Annotated in this window: 17 protein-coding genes; 13 read left to right on the top strand and 4 right to left on the bottom strand. The window is 58.0% G+C overall.

The features are described from left to right. Positions 1-34 precede the first annotated feature (34 nt). Positions 35-568, top strand: coding sequence for a transcription termination/antitermination protein NusG (nusG, locus tag ACR0JW_RS17440; RefSeq protein WP_170407498.1), 534 nt, complete (start codon positions 35-37; stop codon positions 566-568). Positions 569-700: 132 nt separating this feature from the next. On the opposite strand, the gene ACR0JW_RS17435 is transcribed toward nusG, so the two are convergent. Both ACR0JW_RS17435 and ACR0JW_RS17430 read right to left on the bottom strand, forming a co-directional pair. Next, positions 701-1,465, bottom strand: coding sequence for a hypothetical protein (locus ACR0JW_RS17435; protein ID WP_170678420.1), 765 nt, complete (start codon positions 1,463-1,465; stop codon positions 701-703). Continuing rightward, the gene (locus ACR0JW_RS17430) at positions 1,462-2,322 is read right to left on the bottom strand and encodes a hypothetical protein (RefSeq protein WP_170678418.1); all 861 of its coding nucleotides are present in this window, start codon (positions 2,320-2,322) and stop codon (positions 1,462-1,464) included. Before ACR0JW_RS17430 ends, ACR0JW_RS17435 begins: the two co-directional genes overlap by 4 nt. A gap of 313 nt (positions 2,323-2,635) precedes the next feature. Between ACR0JW_RS17430 and rplK the strand changes: the two genes are divergently transcribed. Together rplK and rplA are read left to right on the top strand one after the other, a co-directional pair. Next, the gene (gene rplK / locus ACR0JW_RS17425; protein WP_010440985.1) at positions 2,636-3,085 is read left to right on the top strand and encodes a 50S ribosomal protein L11; all 450 of its coding nucleotides are present in this window, start codon (positions 2,636-2,638) and stop codon (positions 3,083-3,085) included. A gap of 1 nt (position 3,086) precedes the next feature. After that, positions 3,087-3,785, top strand: coding sequence for a 50S ribosomal protein L1 (gene rplA, locus ACR0JW_RS17420; RefSeq protein ID WP_170678416.1), 699 nt, complete (start codon positions 3,087-3,089; stop codon positions 3,783-3,785). A gap of 95 nt (positions 3,786-3,880) precedes the next feature. Here rplA and ACR0JW_RS17415 read toward each other — a convergent pair whose 3' ends face one another. After that, entirely contained in the window at positions 3,881-4,858 is a 978-nt protein-coding gene (locus ACR0JW_RS17415) for a phosphotransferase (protein ID WP_170678414.1), read from the bottom strand. A 423-nt stretch (positions 4,859-5,281) separates the two neighbouring features. Between ACR0JW_RS17415 and rplJ the strand changes: the two genes are divergently transcribed. From rplJ to ACR0JW_RS17385, 6 genes are all read left to right on the top strand, one after another. Beyond that, on the top strand, positions 5,282-5,800 hold the full coding sequence (gene rplJ / locus ACR0JW_RS17410; RefSeq protein ID WP_170613569.1) for a 50S ribosomal protein L10: 519 nt from the start codon (positions 5,282-5,284) through the stop codon (positions 5,798-5,800). Positions 5,801-5,880: 80 nt separating this feature from the next. Continuing rightward, positions 5,881-6,258, top strand: a complete 378-nt coding sequence (gene rplL, locus ACR0JW_RS17405; protein WP_170613567.1) for a 50S ribosomal protein L7/L12 — start codon at positions 5,881-5,883, stop codon at positions 6,256-6,258. A gap of 250 nt (positions 6,259-6,508) precedes the next feature. After that, on the top strand, positions 6,509-10,645 hold the full coding sequence (gene rpoB, locus ACR0JW_RS17400) for a DNA-directed RNA polymerase subunit beta (RefSeq protein ID WP_170678409.1): 4,137 nt from the start codon (positions 6,509-6,511) through the stop codon (positions 10,643-10,645). A gap of 50 nt (positions 10,646-10,695) precedes the next feature. Further along, positions 10,696-14,937 carry a DNA-directed RNA polymerase subunit beta' gene (gene rpoC / locus ACR0JW_RS17395; RefSeq protein WP_480714249.1) on the top strand — a complete coding sequence of 1,414 codons (4,242 nt, stop codon included), beginning with the start codon at positions 10,696-10,698 and terminating at the stop codon, positions 14,935-14,937. A gap of 205 nt (positions 14,938-15,142) precedes the next feature. Next, entirely contained in the window at positions 15,143-15,922 is a 780-nt protein-coding gene (locus ACR0JW_RS17390) for a methyltransferase domain-containing protein (RefSeq protein WP_170678405.1), read from the top strand. A 233-nt stretch (positions 15,923-16,155) separates the two neighbouring features. Beyond that, positions 16,156-17,025 carry a DMT family transporter gene (locus tag ACR0JW_RS17385; RefSeq protein ID WP_170678403.1) on the top strand — a complete coding sequence of 290 codons (870 nt, stop codon included), beginning with the start codon at positions 16,156-16,158 and terminating at the stop codon, positions 17,023-17,025. Here the strand turns inward: ACR0JW_RS17385 and ACR0JW_RS17380 are convergent. Continuing rightward, positions 17,010-17,816, bottom strand: a complete 807-nt coding sequence (locus tag ACR0JW_RS17380) for a putative rhamnosyl transferase (RefSeq protein ID WP_170678401.1) — start codon at positions 17,814-17,816, stop codon at positions 17,010-17,012. The genes ACR0JW_RS17385 and ACR0JW_RS17380 overlap by 16 nt on opposite strands. Before the next feature lie 368 nt (positions 17,817-18,184). On the opposite strand from ACR0JW_RS17380, the gene rpsL reads away from it, so the two are divergent. The 4 genes from rpsL to ACR0JW_RS17360 form a co-directional block, all read left to right on the top strand. Next, positions 18,185-18,556, top strand: a complete 372-nt coding sequence (gene rpsL, locus ACR0JW_RS17375) for a 30S ribosomal protein S12 (RefSeq protein WP_005621086.1) — start codon at positions 18,185-18,187, stop codon at positions 18,554-18,556. Between the two features lie 15 nt (positions 18,557-18,571). Further along, complete coding sequence (gene rpsG / locus ACR0JW_RS17370) at positions 18,572-19,042, top strand: 30S ribosomal protein S7 (protein WP_039529242.1); 471 nt, start codon at positions 18,572-18,574, stop codon at positions 19,040-19,042. Positions 19,043-19,060: 18 nt separating this feature from the next. After that, positions 19,061-21,178 carry an elongation factor G gene (gene fusA, locus ACR0JW_RS17365; protein WP_170613555.1) on the top strand — a complete coding sequence of 706 codons (2,118 nt, stop codon included), beginning with the start codon at positions 19,061-19,063 and terminating at the stop codon, positions 21,176-21,178. Positions 21,179-21,238: 60 nt separating this feature from the next. After that, the coding region (locus tag ACR0JW_RS17360; RefSeq protein WP_215675807.1) for a GTP-binding protein at positions 21,239-21,329 on the top strand (91 nt) is incomplete at its 3' end.

Here is a 21,329-nt window from a genome sequence, read left to right as displayed (position 1 = left end):
GATGCGACCTAAGGCAAACAAGGACGGCAGGTTCATGGCGAAACGGTGGTACTCGGTCAGCGTTCTTTCGAATTTCGAAAAGAAGATCGCAGAGCAGATCCGCACGTCGGTGGCCGAGCAGGGCCTTGAGGACGATATCGACGAAGTTCTGGTGCCCACCGAAGAGGTGATCGAAGTGCGCCGGGGCAAGAAGGTTACGACCGAGCGCCGCTTCATGCCCGGCTATGTGCTGGTGCATATGGAAATGTCCGATCAGGGCTACCATCTGGTTAACTCGATCAACCGCGTCACCGGTTTCCTGGGTCCGCAGGGCCGCCCGATGCCGATGCGCGACGCCGAGGTGAACCAGATTCTGAACCGTGTTCAGGAAGGTGAAGAAGCGCCCAAGCTGATGATCACTTTCGAGATCGGCGAAAAGGTTAAGGTCAACGATGGCCCGTTCGAGGATTTCGACGGCATGGTCGAAGGCGTGGACGACGAGAACCAGAAGCTGAAGGTCTCGGTCTCGATCTTTGGCCGGGAAACCCCGGTCGAGCTGGACTTCACACAGGTGACCAAGCAGAGCTGACAAGCTCGCCAACGCGTTTCGAAGCGCCGCGATGCCTTGGGCAACGTGGCGCTTTTTTGTTGTGCCGGGCCAGTGAATTAGGCTCAGGCAAAAACTGCAGGTTACTTCCCCGGCAAGGAAGGTGCTTTACGGTTATGGTCGGCCGGGGATCAGTTGTTGTTCCTGAAGAACCGTCAGAATGTCGAGGATAGTCGAAGGGCTGACATCCACCGATCCTTCCAGAAAAACACCAAGCCCGCCCTCTCCGATCTCCTTTGGACCGCCATTGTCGTAAGTCGGGTCAAGGGACGCGAGTTCGGGGGGTAGTTCCGGGCAAAGGGGGGTTTCATTCAACACAAGGTCAACAGCGGCCAGCATAAGTTCCTTTGCCGACTCGAGCGTGTCATCCTCCAGAAGCTGTTCGCGCTGTTCTTCCGGGGCCGCAAGCGTCAGATCGATGAGTTTGAAGTAGGCGCAATTGTCACGCAGTTCGACGGTCGCTTCGGTGGACATGTTCGCCAGGATTGCCGTTTTCTGTTCACCCCGCTGAAAGTCGCGTTCACTCGTCCGGCTGCATTCGAAAATCGTGATAGTCACGTCGCCATCCAGATTGATCGCATCGTCCAGTGCTTGCAGGCTCAAATCGTCCAGGCGCACTTGCAGACCACAATTGTCGATTATGGCATTGTCCGCCAATCGCTCGGGCACCGTTTTTTGGATTTCGCGCAGATCGAGAAGGGCGCCCACCCCGATCCGAGTGGGCGCAACAGCGCTCAGGCTCAGATCAAGCTTGTATGGCAGCTCCGTTTCCCGGACCTGCTGGGTTGCATCGATGACAAAAGTCACTTCCTGTGCGCCGGACGAATGGGCACCCAGCGCAGCGGCCATCAGGGCCGGGAAAACCAACCAACGTCTCATTTGGCAAACTCCAATACGCCAAGGTCCTGCAGCCCACCAAGGACTTTGACGATGGTCTCTGCGCTGACATCAGCCGATCCGGTGATGGCTGCGCCCAGCCCGCCGGGCGCAATCTCGCGCGTGCCTCCGGATTCGTAATTCGGGTCGAGAACCGTGAATTCCTCGGGCAAGGGCGGACAGACCGGGTTTGCCGCCAAAAACTCGCCACCCTTTTCAAGGACGGCTTCATTAATGCGGCTGGTCAGGCCGAAGAGGTTGGATACAGCGCCGATGAACCCGCGCGGGTTCAGATCAACGTCTTCGATACTGAATGTAAGGCACTGGCCTTTCACCTCTGCCTTGGCGACCGCAACCGCGTCCACGGTTCCCCCGAAATAACGAAAACCCGGTTCCTGGCGCCGGTTGCAGGTTGTAAATCGTGCACGGGCCGCGCCTTCGACCCTGACGGTGTCATCCTTGGCACTGACATCCCGGATCTCGAGGTAGATTTGGCGTTTGCAGCTTTCTTCAAGCGGACCCGTCAGTATTTGGGGGGCCTTTTCCTGCAAGCCGCGCAAGTCCATGAACGCCCTCAACCGCAAGCGGGTAGGGCTGGCTTCTTCCAGGCCGCTATAGACCGTGAAAGGCACCGGAACGTCGCGAACGGGGACTTCCTTGGTGAACTTGATCTGAAACCGACCGGCGTAAGTGGCGGGGTCGATCCCTTTTGCGCCGGAGGACGCCGTGCTGTTGATGCCGTCGGTTTGGGTTGCCGATCCAGACCCTTCGCCCTGATCCTGAGCCCTGCTGCCACAGCCCGGCAGCATGGCAAAAAGAACGCAGATCAGTAATCCCTTGTTCAGCCGAGATGATCCCATCCCTGACCACCTCTTTTGTGTCCAAGTTTCACCAAGATACCCACCTGCGTCTCCGACGCAACTTATGTATTCAACAAAATCATTTTGTTCTGTCAGATCCCGTGCCTCACCGGAGCCCGATCGGTATACAAATGGGTCGCTTGGGAATAGGGTGCCAGCCACTTGCCAACCCCTCCGTTCCGCTGTACATGCCGCCTCTATCGTCTTCGGGCGAGATTCTCTCGTGGGAGATTGCAGGGATCGCGATCCCGGATCGGACCACGCAACATAATCTGGGTGAGACGCGTTTCACCTAAGTTGAAAGGAAAACCAAATGGCCAAGAAGCTTGCTGGTACAATGAAGCTGCAGGTTCCTGCAGGTCAGGCGAACCCGTCGCCGCCAGTTGGTCCGGCGCTGGGTCAGCGCGGCATCAACATCATGGAATTCTGCAAGGCGTTCAACGCCAAGACCGCAGACATGGAGCCCGGCGCTCCGTGCCCGACCGTGATCACCTATTATCAGGACAAGTCCTTCACCATGGACATCAAGACGCCCCCCGCGTCTTACTACCTGAAAAAAGCAGCTGGTCTGAAGCCGGTTGGCAAGCGTAACCGTCCCCGCGGCGCGGAAAACCCCGGTCGTGAGACCGTGGCAACCGTGACCTCGAAGCAGGTTCGTGAAATCGCCGAAGCCAAAATGAAAGATCTGAACGCCAACGACGTCGAAGGCGCAATGCAGATCATCCTGGGCTCGGCCCGCTCCATGGGCATCGAGGTGAAGTAAGATGGCAAAACTCGGTAAACGTACCCGCGCTGCGCGCGAAGCTGTCGCCGGCAAGGAAAACCTGTCGGTCGAAGAAGCCGTTGCCCTGGTCAAAGGCAATGCAACCTCGAAATTCGACGAGACCATCGAAATCGCTCTGAACCTGGGCGTTGACACCCGTCACGCAGACCAGATGGTGCGCGGCGTTGTCGGTCTGCCGAACGGCACCGGCAAAGACATGCGCGTTGCTGTGTTCGCTCGCGGCCCCAAAGCTGACGAAGCGAAAGAAGCAGGCGCAGATATCGTCGGTGCAGAAGACCTGATGGAAACCATTCAGGGCGGCACCATCGATTTCGACCGCTGCATCGCAACCCCGGACATGATGCCGATCGTCGGCCGTCTGGGTAAGGTTCTGGGCCCCCGCAACCTGATGCCGAACCCCAAGGTCGGCACCGTGACCATGGACGTGAAAGCGGCCGTGGAAGCAGCCAAGGGCGGTGAAGTTCAGTTCAAGGCGGAAAAAGGCGGCGTTGTGCACGCCGGTGTTGGCAAAGCTTCGTTCGACGAAGCCAAGCTGGTCGAAAACGTCCGAGCATTTGTCTCGGCTGTTGCCAAAGCCAAGCCGTCGGGCGCCAAAGGCACCTACATGAAGAAAATCGCGCTGAGCTCGACCATGGGCCCGGGCGTGACTGTTGATGTTGCGCAGGCTTCGGGCGAATAAGCCTCAGCCTCTGCAAAAACACGAAATAACCCGGGTGGTGCCAGCCATCCGGGTTCTTTCGTTTTTGGGTCGCTTGAATTCCAGTAGATGCCGGATCAACCTGAACTTCGGGGCAGGTTGAATGCCTGTTTCAGCCGTATCTCCAGCCGGGTGCGCCGGTGGTCTTCGAATTCGCTGCAAACATGGCTTGGCTGGCTAAGAAACAGCCAGTCCTTGAGCAGGCGTCCGCGAATGCAGAAATCCAGAATGTCCATATTGATCGGATGGCGGTACAGGCGGAAGAACATGTCCTTGTTTCGTTTCAGGATGCCGCTGCGATCCACATCTGACGGCTGACTGTCGCGGAATATGTCGGCCTTCAGGAAGTCGACGATGTCGTATACGGCCAGCTTTTCGCGTGCCTCGGTGAAATCCAGCCCGATGGTTTTCCCTTGCCCCATGATCAAGTTGAGCCCGTGAAAATCGCCATGCGCAAACACCTGAATATCCGGCGTCCCTTTCAGGCGCGCGGCCTCGGCCAGCATCGTGTTGATCATTCGCTGACTTGTGCCGCCGAGATTGGCGGGCAGGTTTTCCGACAGGTCCCGGATGCTGTCGGTCATCCATTTGGGCCGGAAGGCATAGTCTTTTGCCGGGCGAAACCCGTGCAAATCGTTCAGCCATGCTCCGGCGCGGCGATAGACCTGGGCGACCTGATCGTTGTCGGGGCTGTTGTAGATCAGATCGACGGCGGTGGGGCGTTTGATGTATTCGGTGACCATGAAGTCACCTGCGTATGAGAGGTAGATCGGACGCACAACCTGCGACGTCTTCTTGTCGTCGAAGTATTCGGCAAGCTGACAGAGCAAATTATACTCCTTGCGCAGCCGGTCGGTTATGGGGGCTTGGGTGTCGGCCTTCAGCGCGTACATCGCCCCTTGGGTTTCAAGCTTTAGAACAAGCCGTGTTTCGGGGAAATCGTGAGACCGGTAGATACAGGAATGTTCGCGAATGGGGTCGATCGTGCCGCTTCGGGAAAGCTGATCCAGATATTGGTATGTCCGGTCGTGCTCTTGTTGAGAAAGGGTCAGCATTTTAAGGGCGCGCGCCAGTTCGGATCGGGATCGGGGTTATCGACTTTGACAGGACCGCAGCGCGTCCTTGGTGTCAATGAGTGACGGGCGCGATTTATCCGTGTTGGAACCGATGACGCCACGGCCCGCGAAACCCGTTTTTCGTGCAATTTACCTCTTGGAAACCGAGCGTGTCTGCCCTAAGTAGGGCTACGAAGTAAAGCGTGCGATTCGTCGTGCGCTTTATTTTGTTTCGTCCAAGACGGTGGGTGGGGCCATACGGTTCCTTAATTCCCTGCCTGAGACGGGTAAGACCAAAGAATTCTGAGGGTCCCACCCTCGGGCGAGTTTTGGCCAATCCCGTAACAACGGACCTGAACGCCGGGGCGCAAGCCGCGGCAAATATGAGCCGGGATGTCTGACATCCCTAACTTGGAGAGAACTGTGGATAGAGCCCAGAAAGAGAAAGTGGTCGAGGAACTCGGCCAAATCTTCGAAAGCTCTGGCGTCGTAGTGGTTTCGCACTACGCCGGTCTGACAGTTGCCGAGATGCAGGACCTTCGCGCACGTGCTCGTGACGCGGGTGGCTCCGTGCGTGTTGCCAAGAACAGGCTCGCCAAAATCGCCCTTGAGGGTAAGCCGTGTGCAAGCATGGCCGACCTGCTGACAGGGATGACCGTTCTGACCTATTCCGAGGACCCCGTGGCAGCAGCCAAGGTGGCCGAGGACTTCGCCAAGGATAACAAGAATTTTGAAATCCTCGGCGGTGCAATGGGCGAGAACGCTCTGGACCGCAAAGGCGTTGAAGCCGTTTCGAAAATGCCGTCGCGTGAGGAGCTTATTGCTTCGATCGTGGGCTGCATTGGCGCACCTGCTTCGAACATCGCCGGCGCGATTGGCGCACCTGCAAGCAACATCGCAAGCATCCTTTCCACCATCGAAGAGAAGGCGGAAGCTGCGTAAGCGGTTGGCACTGAATGATCTGCGTGGGGCATTTGCCCTGACGTTGGAACACACACTGTAAAACGGAAAGAGCTAATACAATGGCTGATCTGAAAGCACTCGCAGAAAGCATCGTGGGTCTGACCCTGCTGGAAGCACAAGAACTGAAAACCATCCTCAAAGACGAGTACGGCATCGAGCCCGCAGCAGGCGGCGCAGTTGTCATGGCAGCTGGTGGCGACGCCGCCGGTGGCGCAGCTGAGGAAGAAAAAACCGAATTCGACGTCGTTCTGAAGAACGCCGGCGCTTCGAAAATCAACGTGATCAAAGAAGTTCGCGGCATCACCGGTCTGGGCCTGAAAGAAGCCAAGGAACTGGTCGAAGCCGGCGGCAAGATCAAAGAAGGCGTGTCGAAAGACGAAGCCGAGGAAGTCAAAGGCAAGCTGGAAGCAGCTGGCGCAGAGGTCGAACTGGCCTAAGCCCTTTGTCTGGTGCGTCGCTGATGCGCCTGAAAATTTGGCTGGGTCCGGAGAAATCCGGGTCCAGCCGAACCTGTCTTAGAAAGGGCCTCATGGGTTGGGGCGTTTTCTAAGACACGGTTGTCGGATCGGGAGGCCGCCTTCGGGACGGTGGCCATGAATTGATCCGGACGTGTCGTCTCGAATGTGCAAGATGCCGGGGCCCGACGGTGTCTTTGCCCGCTGAGAACATCGAAAGGTGACATCTGACATGGCTCAAACGTTCCTTGGCCAGAAACGTCTTCGTAAATATTACGGCAAAATCCGCGAAGTGCTGGAGATGCCGAACCTCATTGAGGTGCAGAAATCTTCTTATGATCTTTTCCTGCGCTCCGGCGATGCAGAGCAGCCCACAGACGGCGAAGGCATCAAAGGTGTGTTCCAGTCGGTCTTCCCGATCAAGGATTTCAACGAAACCTCCGTTCTGGAGTTCGTGAAATACGATCTGGAAAAACCCAAATACGACGTCGAAGAGTGCATGCAGCGCGACATGACCTACAGCGCTCCGCTGAAGGTAACCCTGCGCCTGATCGTGTTTGATGTCGACGAGGACACTGGCGCCAAGTCGGTCAAGGACATCAAGGAACAGGACGTGTTCATGGGCGACATGCCCCTGATGACGCCGAACGGAACGTTCATCGTGAACGGTACCGAGCGTGTGATCGTGTCCCAGATGCACCGTTCGCCCGGTGTGTTCTTTGACCACGACAAGGGCAAGACCCACTCCTCGGGCAAGCTGCTGTTTGCCTGCCGCATCATCCCGTATCGCGGCAGCTGGCTGGACTTCGAGTTCGACGCCAAGGACATCGTGTTCGCCCGTATCGACCGCCGCCGCAAACTGCCTGTGACAACCCTGCTGTATGCGCTGGGTCTGGATCAGGAAGCGATCATGGACGCGTATTACAACACCGTGTCCTATAAGCTGGACAAGAAAAAGGGCTGGATCGCGCCGTTCTTCCCCGAGCGTGTACGTGGCACCCGTCCGACCTATGACCTGATCGACGCGAAATCCGGTGAGGTGATTGCAGAAGCGGGCAAGAAAGTCACGCCGCGCGCGGTCAAGAAACTGATTGACGAGGGTGCCGTCACCGACCTGCTGGTTCCGTTCGATCATATCGTTGGCAAATTCGTCGCCAAGGACATCATCAACGAAGAAACCGGTGCGATCTATGTCGAAGCCGGTGATGAACTGACCCTGGAATACGACAAGGACGGCGACCTGATCGGCGGTACCGTCAAGGAACTGCTGGATGCGGGCTTCAAAGACATCCCGGTTCTGGACATCGACAACGTCAACGTCGGCCCTTACATGCGCAACACCATGGCGCAGGACAAGAACATGGGCCGCGAAAGCGCGCTGATGGACATCTACCGCGTCATGCGTCCGGGCGAGCCGCCCACCGTCGAGGCTGCGTCGGCCCTGTTCGACACCCTGTTCTTCGACAGCGAGCGTTATGACCTGTCTGCCGTTGGCCGTGTGAAGATGAACATGCGTCTGGCTCTGGATGCGCCGGACACCCTGCGCACCCTGCGCCGCGAAGACATCGTGGCCTGCATCAAGGCGCTGGTTGAACTGCGTGACGGCAAGGGCGACGTGGACGATATCGACCACCTCGGCAACCGTCGTGTGCGTTCGGTCGGCGAACTGATGGAAAACCAGTACCGCGTCGGTCTGCTGCGTATGGAGCGCGCGATCAAAGAGCGTATGTCGTCGGTCGAGATTGACACCGTCATGCCGCAAGACCTGATCAACGCGAAACCGGCTGCGGCTGCTGTTCGTGAATTCTTCGGCTCGTCGCAGCTGTCGCAGTTCATGGACCAGACCAACCCGCTGTCGGAAGTCACCCACAAACGCCGTCTCTCGGCGCTTGGCCCGGGTGGTCTGACACGTGAGCGTGCGGGCTTTGAGGTGCGCGACGTACACCCGACCCACTATGGCCGGATGTGCCCGATTGAAACGCCGGAAGGTCCGAACATCGGTCTGATCAACTCGCTGGCCACCTTTGCCCGCGTGAACAAGTATGGCTTCATCGAAACACCGTATCGTGTCGTCAAAGACGCCGAGGTGACCGATGAGGTTCACTACATGTCCGCGACCGAGGAAATGCGCCACACCGTGGCGCAGGCGAACGCGACGCTGGATGAGAACGGCAAGTTCATCAACGATCTGGTTTCGACCCGTCAGGCCGGTGACTACACCCTCGCCCCGCGCGAGAATGTGGACCTGATCGACGTGTCGCCGAAGCAGCTGGTCTCGGTCGCTGCATCGCTGATCCCGTTCCTTGAAAATGACGACGCCAACCGCGCTCTGATGGGCTCGAACATGCAACGTCAGGCGGTTCCGCTGCTGCGGGCCGAGGCGCCGCTGGTCGGTACTGGGATCGAGGAAAAGGTTGCAATCGACTCGGGTGCTGCGATCCAGGCGAAGCGCGCCGGTATCATCGACCAGGTCGATGCCCAGCGTATCGTTATCCGCGCCACCGAAGATCTGGAACTGGGCGACGCTGGCGTTGACATCTATCGCCTGCGCAAATTCCAGCGTTCGAACCAGAACACCTGCATCAACCAGCGTCCGCTGATCAAGGTGGGTGACACTGTCCAGAAGGGCGAAGTCATTGCCGACGGTCCGTCGACCGATATGGGTGAACTGGCCCTTGGTAAGAACGTGGTCGTCGCGTTCATGCCGTGGAACGGTTACAACTACGAAGACTCGATCCTGATCTCGGAACGTATCGCGCGTGACGACGTCTTTACCTCGGTCCATATCGAGGAGTTTGAAGTCGCTGCCCGTGACACCAAGCTGGGCCCGGAAGAGATCACCCGCGACATCCCGAACGTCGGTGAAGAAGCGCTGCGCAACCTTGACGAGGCGGGCATCGTTTACATCGGTGCCGATGTTGAGCCGGGCGATATTCTGGTTGGCAAGATCACTCCGAAGGGCGAAAGCCCGATGACCCCGGAAGAAAAGCTGCTGCGCGCCATCTTTGGTGAGAAAGCATCTGACGTGCGCGACACCTCGCTGCGCGTGAAGCCGGGCGATTACGGTACGGTCGTTGAGGTCCGCGTCTTCAACCGTCACGGCGTCGAGAAAGACGAGCGTGCGCTGCAGATCGAGCGTGAGGAAGTCGAACGTCTGGCCCGTGACCGGGACGACGAGCTGGCGATCCTTGACCGCAACATCTATGCGCGTCTGCAGGGCCTGATCCTGGGTAAAACCGCTGTCAAAGGCCCGAAAGGCGTCAAGGCAGGGTCGGTGATCACCGAGGATCTGCTGGAAACCCTGACCCGTGGTCAGTGGTGGCAGCTGGCACTGGAAGGTGAGCAGGACGCACAGATCGTTGAAGCTCTGAACGAACAATACGAAGTGCAAAAGCGTGCTCTGGACGCCCGTTTCGAAGACAAGGTCGAGAAAGTCCGTCGTGGCGACGACCTGCCGCCGGGTGTGATGAAGATGGTCAAGGTTTTCATCGCGGTGAAGCGTAAGCTGCAGCCGGGTGACAAGATGGCCGGTCGTCACGGAAACAAAGGTGTGATCTCCAAGGTTGTTCCGATGGAAGACATGCCGTTCCTGGCCGATGGTACGCCGGTTGACTTCTGTCTGAACCCGCTGGGCGTGCCTTCGCGTATGAACGTTGGTCAGATCCTTGAAACCCACATGGGTTGGGCCGCACGCGGTCTGGGTCTGAACATCGATGAGGCTCTGGGTGAATACCGCCGTTCCGGCGATCTGACCCCGGTACGTGAAGCGATGAAGCTGGCCTATGGCGAGAATGTCTATGAAGAAGGCATCACCGGTCTGGACGAGGATGGTCTGATCGAGGCTGCGGGCAACGTGACCCGCGGTGTTCCGATCGCAACCCCGGTCTTCGACGGTGCCAAAGAGGCTGACGTTAACGACGCGCTAGTGCGTGCGGGCTTCTCGGAAAGCGGTCAGTCGGTTCTGTTCGACGGTCGCACCGGTGAGCAATTTGCACGTCCGGTGACCGTGGGCATTAAGTACCTGCTGAAACTGCATCACCTTGTGGACGACAAAATCCACGCGCGTTCGACCGGGCCGTACAGCCTGGTTACCCAGCAGCCGCTGGGTGGCAAGGCGCAGTTCGGTGGTCAGCGCTTTGGTGAGATGGAGGTCTGGGCTCTGGAAGCTTACGGCGCCGCCTACACCCTGCAGGAGATGCTCACCGTGAAATCGGATGACGTCGCCGGCCGGACCAAGGTCTATGAGTCGATCGTCAAGGGCGAGGATAACTTTGAAGCGGGCGTACCGGAATCGTTCAACGTTCTGGTGAAAGAAGTCCGTGGCCTCGGCCTGAATATGGAACTCCTGGATGCGGAGGTTGAGGAGTAAGGGCGCTGCCCTTTCTCCCGTCCCCCCTTCCGCAAGATTTGAGGTAACAAATGAACCAGGAAATCACCAACAACCCGTTCAACCCGCTGACGCCCCCGAAGGTTTTCGACGAGATCAAGGTCTCGTTGGCGTCGCCCGAGCGGATCCTGTCTTGGTCCTATGGCGAGATCAAGAAACCCGAAACCATCAACTACCGGACGTTCAAGCCCGAGCGTGACGGTCTGTTCTGCGCGCGTATCTTTGGCCCGATCAAAGATTACGAATGTCTGTGCGGCAAATATAAGCGGATGAAGTATCGCGGCGTTGTCTGCGAGAAATGCGGTGTGGAAGTCACCCTGCAGAAAGTCCGCCGCGAGCGTATGGGCCACATCGAACTGGCCGCGCCTGTCGCTCACATCTGGTTCCTGAAATCGCTGCCGTCCCGCATCGGTCTGATGCTGGACATGACGCTGCGCGATCTGGAACGCGTTCTGTACTTTGAAAACTATGTCGTCATCGAGCCAGGTCTGACCGACCTGACATACGGCCAGATGCTGACTGAAGAAGAGTACATGGATGCGCAGGATGCCTATGGCATGGACGCGTTCACCGCGAATATCGGTGCCGAAGCCATTCGTGAGATGCTGGCCCAGATCGATCTGGAAGCCGAAGCCGAGCAGCTGCGCGCTGATCTGGCTGAAGCAACCGGCGAATTGAAGCCCAAGAAGATCATCAAACGTCTGAAGGTTGTTGAATCTTTCCTCGAGTCGGGCAACCGCCCCGAGTGGATGGTGATGACCGTGATCCCGGTCATCCCGCCGGAACTGCGTCCGCTGGTTCCGCTGGATGGTGGCCGTTTCGCGACCTCGGATCTGAACGATCTGTATCGCCGCGTCATCAACCGGAACAACCGTCTGAAGCGTCTGATCGAACTGCGTGCACCTGACATCATCGTCCGCAACGAAAAGCGGATGCTGCAGGAATCCGTGGATGCTCTGTTCGACAACGGCCGCCGTGGCCGCGTGATCACCGGCGCCAACAAGCGTCCGCTGAAATCGCTGTCGGATATGCTGAAAGGGAAACAGGGTCGCTTCCGTCAGAACCTTCTGGGTAAGCGCGTCGACTTCTCAGGCCGTTCGGTCATTGTGACCGGTCCGGAACTCAAGCTTCACCAGTGTGGTCTGCCGAAGAAGATGGCGCTGGAGCTGTTCAAGCCGTTCATCTACTCGCGCCTTGAAGCCAAGGGTCTGTCTTCGACCGTGAAACAGGCGAAGAAACTGGTCGAGAAAGAGCGTCCCGAAGTGTGGGATATCCTCGACGAAGTGATCCGCGAACACCCTGTCATGCTGAACCGTGCGCCGACGCTGCACCGTCTTGGCATTCAGGCGTTCGAGCCGGTCCTGATCGAAGGTAAAGCCATTCAGCTTCACCCGCTGGTCTGTTCGGCCTTTAACGCCGACTTCGACGGTGACCAGATGGCGGTTCACGTTCCGCTGAGCCTTGAGGCCCAGCTGGAAGCCCGTGTTCTGATGATGTCGACGAACAACGTTCTGTCGCCTGCAAACGGCGCACCGATCATCGTTCCGTCGCAGGACATGATCTTGGGTCTGTACTATGTGACCCTGGAACGCGAAGGCATGCCGGGCGAAGGCAAGGTCTTTGGTTCGATCGACGAGGTTCAGCATGCGCTGGACGCGGGTGAAGTGCATCTGCACTCGAAAATCACCGCGCGGATCACGCAGATCGACGACGAGGGCAACGAAGTTCAGAAGCGCTATGAAACCACTCCGGGCCGTTTGTGTCTGGGTGCGTTGCTACCGATGAACAACAAGGCGCCGTTCGAGCTGGTCAACCGCCTGCTGCGGAAGAAAGAAGTGCAGCAGGTGATCGACACCGTCTACCGTTACTGCGGTCAGAAAGAGTCGGTCATTTTTTGTGACCAGATCATGTCGATGGGCTTCAAGGAAGCGTTCAAGGCGGGCATCTCGTTCGGTAAGGACGACATGGTCATCCCGAACGACAAATGGGGCATCGTTGATGACACCCGCAACCAGGTGAAAGACTTTGAACAGCAGTACATGGACGGCCTGATCACTCAGGGCGAAAAGTACAACAAGGTTGTCGATGCCTGGTCGAAGTGTAACGACCGCGTCACCGAGGCGATGATGAGCACCATCTCGGACGTCGCCAAGGCCGAAGACGGGTCGGACATGGAGCCGAACTCGGTCTACATGATGGCCCACTCGGGCGCGCGTGGCTCGGTCACTCAGATGAAACAGCTGGGCGGTATGCGCGGCCTGATGGCCAAGCCGAACGGTGACATCATCGAGACGCCGATCATCTCGAACTTCAAGGAAGGTCTGACCGTTCTTGAATACTTCAACTCGACCCACGGTGCCCGTAAGGGTCTGTCGGATACCGCTCTTAAGACGGCGAACTCGGGTTACCTGACCCGTCGTCTGGTGGACGTGGCGCAGGACTGCATCGTGCGCGAGATCGATTGCGGCACCGACCGCGCGATCACTGCCGAAGCGGCCGTCAACGATGGTGAGGTTGTCGCCTCGCTGGCCGAGCGTATTCTGGGCCGCGTGGCTGCTGACGACATCCTGCGTCCGGGTACGGATGAGGTGATCGTGGCCGCCGGTCAGCTGATCGATGAACGTATGGCAGATACAATCGATGAGGCCGGCGTTCAGTCGACCCGCATCCGCTCGCCTCTGACCTGTGAGTCCGAGGAAGGCGTTTGTGCCACCTGCTATGGTCGTGACTTGGCGCGCGGTACCATGGTGAACACTGGCGAAGCTGTCGGCATCATCGCAGCCCAGTCCATCGGTGAACCCGGTACGCAGCTGACGATGCGGACCTTCCACATCGGTGGTGTTGCGCAAGGTGGCCAGCAGTCGTTCCAGGAAGCCAACCAGGAAGGTGTTGTCACATTTGAGAACCCGCAGATTCTGATCAATGCCGCAGGTGAAAGCCTGGTCATGGGCCGGAACATGAAGCTGGTGATCAACGACGAACATGGCGAAGAGCGTGCCAGCTTCAAACTGGGCTACGGTTCGAAGCTGTTCGTCAAGGACGGCACCAAGGTGGCCCGTGGCGACAAACTGTTCGAGTGGGATCCGTACACCCTGCCGATCATCGCCGAGAAAGCCGGTACCGCGAAATACGTCGACCTGGTTTCGGGCCTTGCCGTCCGCGACGAGACCGACGAAGCAACCGGCATGACCCAGAAGATCGTGATCGACTGGCGCGCGGCCCCCAAAGGCAGCGACCTCAAGCCCGAGATCATTCTGGTCGGTGAAGATGGCGAGCCGGTCCGCAACGATGCGGGCAACCCGGTTCACTATCCGATGTCGGTGGATGCGATCCTGTCGGTCGAAGACGGTCAGAAGATCGAAGCCGGTGACGTTGTCGCGCGTATCCCGCGCGAAGGCGCCAAGACCAAGGACATCACCGGTGGTCTGCCGCGTGTGGCCGAACTGTTCGAAGCCCGTCGTCCGAAAGATCACGCGATCATCGCAGAAGCCGATGGTTACGTGCGCTTTGGACGCGACTACAAGAACAAGCGCCGCATCAGCATCGAACCGGCTGATGAGTCACTGGAGCCGATCGAGTACATGGTGCCCAAGGGCAAGCACATCCCGGTTGTGGAAGGTGACTTCGTCCAGAAGGGTGACTACATCATGGACGGCAACCCGGCACCTCATGACATCCTGTCCATTATGGGTGTCGAGGCTCTGGCGAACTACATGATCGACGAAGTGCAGGACGTTTATCGTCTGCAGGGCGTGAAGATCAACGACAAGCACATCGAGGTTATCGTGCGCCAGATGCTGCAGAAGTGGGAGATCCTGGATTCAGGCGACACCACCCTGCTGAAGGGCGAGCATGTCGACAAGCAGGAGTTCGACGCGGCGAACGAGAAGACCATCGCCCGCGGTGGTCGTCCGGCACAGGGCGAGCCGATCCTCTTGGGGATCACCAAGGCCTCGCTGCAGACGCGTTCGTTCATCTCGGCGGCGTCGTTCCAGGAAACCACCCGCGTGCTGACCGAAGCCTCGGTTCAGGGCAAGAAGGACAAGCTGGTTGGCCTGAAAGAGAACGTCATCGTCGGCCGCCTGATCCCGGCCGGTACCGGTGGTGCCACCCAGGCAGTGCGTCAGGTTGCCCAGTCGCGCGACAATGTCGTGATCGAAGCTCGCCGGGAAGAGGCCGAAGCGGCCGCTGCCCTGGCAGCGCCGATGATCGACGACGACATGGTTGGCGACGAGTTGGACGTGCTGGTGGAAACACCGGAAAGCCGCGAGTGAGCGCTATAAAATGCTGAAGATCAGGCCCCGCGAAATCGCGGGGCCTTTTTCTTTGTGAGGCCACCACCGCCATTTTTCTTAAGTCTCAAGAACGCGTCGGGCTTTGGCGCTGGCAAAATTTTCCTAAGTTTTGGGTGGTCTTGCAGATATTCAATAAGGCCGCGCTGCAATGTGGTAAGCTTAAGACTTGATGCTGGGGGCGAAAATGCTCAAGTTTGACCGGGAAACCGCCAAGATATTGGACGTTGCCTATCAGGGTGCCGACATTATTCGAAGAAGACGCGCTTCTTTTGATGCTCTCAATCCAAGTCCGGGCGAGACCATCTTGGATATTGGTTGCGGAAATGGTCTGCTGACCGCAGAGCTCGCGCGCGCGGTTGGCCCGTCGGGTCGGATCGTGGGCGTGGATCCAAGTAAAGATATGCTGGCGGTCGGAAAGAACAGATGCCTGGATTACTCCTGCGTTGAGTTTCTTGAAGGTGTTGCCGGCAATCTGCCATTGGCGGATGAAATCGCTGATAAAGCCGTTTCTGTTCAAGTATTTGAGTATGTAGAAGATATAGGGGCGGCCTTCGGCGAGGCGATGCGTTGCCTCAAACCTGCAGGGCGGTTTGTGATCAGCGATCTTCATTTCGGCAGTCTCATTTGGTTCAGCGATGAACCGGAAAGAATGCAGCTTGTGCTTTCCATCTGGAACGAACACTTCGCCAGTGGAACAGTTCCGGAACGACTGCCAGCCCTAATCAGGGAAAGCGGGCATAGTGTGGAGGATGTCGTATCGATCACGATGACGGATCATCAGTTAAAGCCGGATGGGATTGCTATCATGATGATGCATCTCATGAAACAATTTGTAGTGAACAGTGCAAAAATTGAGTCAGCTGTCGCACAAGCTTGGTTCGACGAACAAGTCAGACTTGCGGAGCAGGGTCGCTTTTTCTTTTCGGTTACGCAGTTTGTTGTCGTGGCGCGGAAATCAAGCTGAACCGTGAAATTGAGTGCGAGCGCGCGCGGTCGTCGCATGAACATGAACTTCGATAAGCGGGTTCCAACTTTGGGCTGTAATCAATTGGTGTGTTTTTCAAGCCTCCGCAGGGGCATGCTGAACACTGGTTGCCAACGCAGCCGGATGACCTTTCGGCGTCACTGGTATGAGTTGACAAAACTGGTCCCGAAAGCGCCAATGCCTCGATTGATTTGAGACCGGGCCTGATTGAAATGACCCCAAACCTAAAAGGCGCCTTGCTGATGATGGGCAGCATGGCTGCGTTTACCGTGAATGACACGCTGGTGAAGGTGGCGCTTGATGATTTGCCGCTGTTTCAACTGGTTGCGTTGCGCGGGTTGCTGGCCTCGTGTCTGGTGTTCATTCTCGCCCGGCATCTTGGGGCGTTGCACCTGAATTTCTCGCGCCATGACAAGTGGCTGGTCGCGCTGCGCTGTCTCAGCGAATTGTCGGCAACGTTCTTTTTCCTGACAGCGCTGAAGCATATGCCGCTGGCGAATGTCACTGCCGTGTTGCAGGCGCTTCCGCTAACGGTCACCCTGGGTGCCGCGCTTTTCTTTTCCGAACATATCGGTTGGCGGCGTATTACCGCGATCGCGATGGGCTTTGCTGGAATGTTGCTGATCGTCCGTCCCGGCCCGGACGGGTTCAGTATCTATGCGCTTTATGCGCTGATCGCTGTTGCCTCGGTCACGGCGCGCGATCTGATCACGCGGCGTATGTCGGCAGATGTGCCATCGATGGTTGTGACACTGGCGACATCGTTTTCGATCACGACCGCAGCTGCGGTTGCTTCGGTCGTTGAAGGATGGGTGCCTGTCACGGCCGGCTCTGGCCTGCTGGTTGCATCGGCCGCGGTATTTGTTCTGATGGGGTACTTGTTGAGCGTCATGGTGATGCGGGTTGGTGAGGTCGGATTTGTCGCGCCCTTCCGGTATTCCAGCCTGCTCTGGGCGCTGGGGCTGGGCTGGACCGTTTTCGGCGACTGGCCGGATGCCGTGACAATGCTTGGCGCAGCTCTGGTCGTGGGCGCGGGCCTGTTCACACTGTTCCGCGAGCGGTCGCATCAACCGGGGGAATGAACCCTCCGAACGACGTTTTGATCAATGGCAAAGCGCGCAACGAACTCGCCTTCCTGTTCGGGGCTGAGGTCTGACAGACCGGCCCTGCTTTTGCGGGTCTGGGGCGAGTCGTTGAACTGATTCAGTGAACGCACCCACATGGGCGCGTCCGGATAGCTGACAACGGGCATGCGCCGAGCGATCTTGTTGTGGGCGAAATTCATGATCGTCAGCGGGCAACCGCCCTGAACGTGCATTCCCAATCCGGCGGTGACGAGATCGCTGTATACATTCAACGCCCGAATACCTATCGCGTCCATGCGGGCCAGAAATCCGTTGTTGAAATCAATGCCGACCGCAGGGTTGTTTTCAAAAAGTCCCCGGCAATCCTGCTCCGCAAGACGAAGCCGTTCGACGAAGTCGACGGAAACGGCGTCATCGTCATCGTGGCGAAACTGCAGGCAGGGTTGGTCCGGGTCCTGACGAGCAGCGTTCAGGATATCCTGCATGACCCTGCGATGTCGGGCAGGCTTTCTTTCGATGATCCGGACCTGACGGATGTTGGCCGTCAGGTCTTGCAGCCGGTCACGGGCCTGTGTGGGCAGGCAATCCCCGATTACGATCAGAAGCTGGAAATCTTCATCGGTCTGTTCCCGAAAACAGGGCAGGGTGCTGGACTCGAACAGCCTGAACCTTTCTTCCAGCCGCCTGGGACTGTAAAGATAACGTCGCCTGTCCTCCAGGGTCTCGTGTTCGATCTGAAAGCCGCCGAGGGCTGGATAGGAAAAACGGCACAGGCCGATGACTTGCATTGGATGTCCGGAAACTAGGATCTTGCCGGGACTATGCCCCTGCATTAGGTGTATCGCAAGCGGCGGCCCGCTCCTTTGTCGCGGCCGAGAAAGCCGGTTGGACAGGGCACTGTTGACACTTGGGCCGACTCCCCCTATTACGCGCGTCATCTCGGTACCGGGGGCCGCCCCATAACCGATTTCAGTAATGAACTGGTCAAGGCCCGGACAATTTTGCAGTTCGCGCCCTCTGATAACAAACCGCGACGTTCACCTCGGAATGGGAACGCTCGCGGGTTTTGCGCTTGTGGACGCATGAGTGCAGCAAGTTTAACCGCACGCAACGCGCGTGCATGTCATGTGTGTTGCAAAACGGGGAAGAAACCGGAATGCCAACTATTCAACAGCTGATCCGCAAGCCGCGGCAGCCGAAAGTAAAACGCTCGAAGTCCATGCACCTGGAGCAGTGCCCGCAGAAACGCGGCGTCTGCACACGTGTTTACACCACCACACCTAAGAAGCCGAACTCGGCTATGCGTAAGGTTGCCAAGGTGCGCCTGACCAACGGGTTCGAGGTCATCTCGTACATCCCGGGTGAAAGCCACAACCTGCAGGAACACTCGGTTGTTCTGATCCGTGGCGGCCGTGTGAAAGACCTTCCCGGTGTGCGTTACCACATCCTGCGCGGTGTTCTGGATACTCAGGGCGTCAAAGATCGTAAGCAACGCCGTTCGAAATACGGCGCGAAGCGTCCCAAGTAAGAAGGAGAGGCTGATATGTCACGTCGTCACGCCGCCGAAAAACGCGAAGTCCTGCCTGACGCCAAATTTGGCGACAAGGTACTGACCAAATTCATGAACAACCTGATGATCGACGGCAAGAAGTCGGTCGCAGAGCGCATCGTTTACAACGCCTTTGACCGCGTTGAGAACAAGATAAAGCGCGCCCCGGTTGAAGTGTTCCACGAAGCGCTCGACAACATCAAACCGTCGGTCGAGGTTCGCTCGCGCCGGGTTGGTGGTGCAACCTATCAGGTTCCGGTCGAAGTGCGCCCCGAGCGCCGCGAAGCACTGGCCATCCGCTGGCTGATCACTGCTGCGCGCGGCCGCAACGAAAACACCATGGAAGAGCGCCTTGCAGGCGAACTGCTGGACGCCGTTCAGTCCCGCGGTACCGCCGTCAAGAAACGCGAAGACACCCACAAGATGGCCGAGGCGAACAAAGCCTTCAGCCATTATCGTTGGTAATCCCAGAGGCTTATCCAAATGGCACGCGAATATCCGCTCGAACTATACCGCAACTTCGGTATCATGGCGCACATCGACGCAGGTAAGACCACCTGCTCGGAGCGTATCCTGTATTACACTGGCAAATCCCACAACATCGGTGAGGTGCACGATGGTGCAGCCACCATGGACTGGATGGAGCAGGAGCAGGAACGCGGCATCACCATCACTTCGGCTGCGACCACCACCTTCTGGGAGCGCACCGAGGACGGTCAGACCGCCGATACCCCCAAGCACCGCCTGAACATCATCGACACCCCCGGCCACGTTGACTTCACCATCGAAGTCGAACGCTCGCTGGCGGTTCTCGACGGTGCCGTCTGCGTTCTGGACGCAAACGCCGGTGTTGAGCCCCAGACCGAAACCGTGTGGCGTCAGGCTGACCGCTACAAGGTTCCGCGTATGGTTTTCGTCAACAAGATGGACAAGATCGGCGCAGACTTCTTTAACTGCGTTCGCATGATCGAAGACCGCACCGGCGCACGCGCTGTTCCGGTTGGTATTCCGATTGGCGCCGAGTCCGAACTGGAAGGCCTGATCGACCTGGTCACCATGGAAGAGTGGCTGTGGCAGGGTGAAGACCTTGGCGCAAGCTGGGTCAAAGCCCCGATCCGTGACAGCCTGAAAGACATGGCTGACGAATGGCGCGGCAAGATGATCGAAGCGGCCGTCGAAGAAGACGACGACGCGATGATGGCCTACCTGGAAGGCGAAGAGCCCGATGTTCCGACACTGCGCAATCTTCTGCGCAAGGGCACGCTGGCGCTGCACTTCGTTCCGGTTCTGGGCGGTTCGGCGTTCAAGAACAAAGGCGTTCAGCCGCTGCTCAACGCTGTGATCGATTATCTGCCCAGCCCGCTGGACGTTGTCGACTACATGGGCTTCAAACCCGGCGACGAGGAAGAAGTTCGTAACATCGCACGTCGTGCCGACGACAACATGGCCTTCTCGGGCCTGGCGTTCAAAATCATGAACGACCCCTTCGTCGGTTCGCTGACTTTCACCCGGATCTATTCGGGTGTCATGAACAAGGGCGACTCGATCCTGAACTCGACCAAAGGCAAAAAAGAGCGCATCGGTCGTATGATGATGATGCACTCGAACAACCGGGAAGAGATCGAAGAAGCGTTTGCAGGCGACATCATCGCGCTGGCGGGTCTGAAAGACACCACCACCGGTGACACCCTGTGTGACGCGAAGGATCCGGTGGTTCTGGAAACCATGACCTTCCCCGATCCGGTGATCGAGATCGCGGTCGAGCCCAAAACCAAGGGCGACCAGGAGAAGATGTCCCAGGGTCTGGCCCGTCTGGCCGCCGAAGACCCGTCCTTCCGCGTGGAAACCGACCTGGAATCGGGTCAGACCATCATGAAGGGCATGGGCGAACTTCACCTGGACATCCTGGTGGACCGTCTGAAGCGCGAGTTCAAGGTCGAGGCGAACATCGGTGCGCCGCAGGTGGCCTACCGTGAAACCATCTCGATGCCTGTTGAGCATACCTACACCCATAAGAAACAGTCGGGTGGTTCGGGTCAGTTCGCGGAAGTCAAGCTGGAAATCCAGCCGACCGAGGCGGGCGAAGGCTATTCGTTCGAAAGCCGCATCGTTGGTGGTGCCGTTCCGAAGGAATACATCCCCGGCGTTGAAAAAGGCATCAACTCGGTCATGGACAGCGGCCCGCTGGCTGGCTTCCCCGTGATCGACTTCAAGGTTGCCCTGCTGGACGGTAAGTTCCACGACGTTGACTCGAGCGTTCTGGCGTTCGAAATCGCATCGCGGATGTGTATGCGTGAAGGCATGCGCAAAGCCGGCGCGAAACTGCTGGAACCGATCATGAAGGTCGAAGTGATCACCCCGGAAGAATACACCGGCGGTATCATCGGCGACCTGACATCGCGTCGTGGCCAGGTGTCTGGACAAGAGCCCCGCGGCAACGCAATCGCGATCGACGCGTTTGTTCCGCTGGCGAACATGTTCGGCTACATCAACACCTTGCGTTCGATGTCGTCGGGCCGTGCCCAGTTCACCATGCAGTTCGACCACTACGATCCGGTTCCGCAGAACATCTCGGACGAGATCCAGGCGAAATACGCATAAGCGAAGATTTGAGGGAGCTCGGATAACGGGCTCCCTTCATTACCGAAAAAGGAGGCCATCATGGCAAAGGAAAAGTTTGAGCGTACAAAACCGCACGTCAACATCGGCACGATTGGGCACGTTGACCACGGCAAGACGACGCTGACGGCGG

It is taken from the genome of Ruegeria sp. BG6 (genome assembly GCF_056538465.1).
The sequence above is the reverse complement of the archived record's forward strand: the minus strand, read 5'-3'. Positions and strand labels throughout refer to the sequence as shown.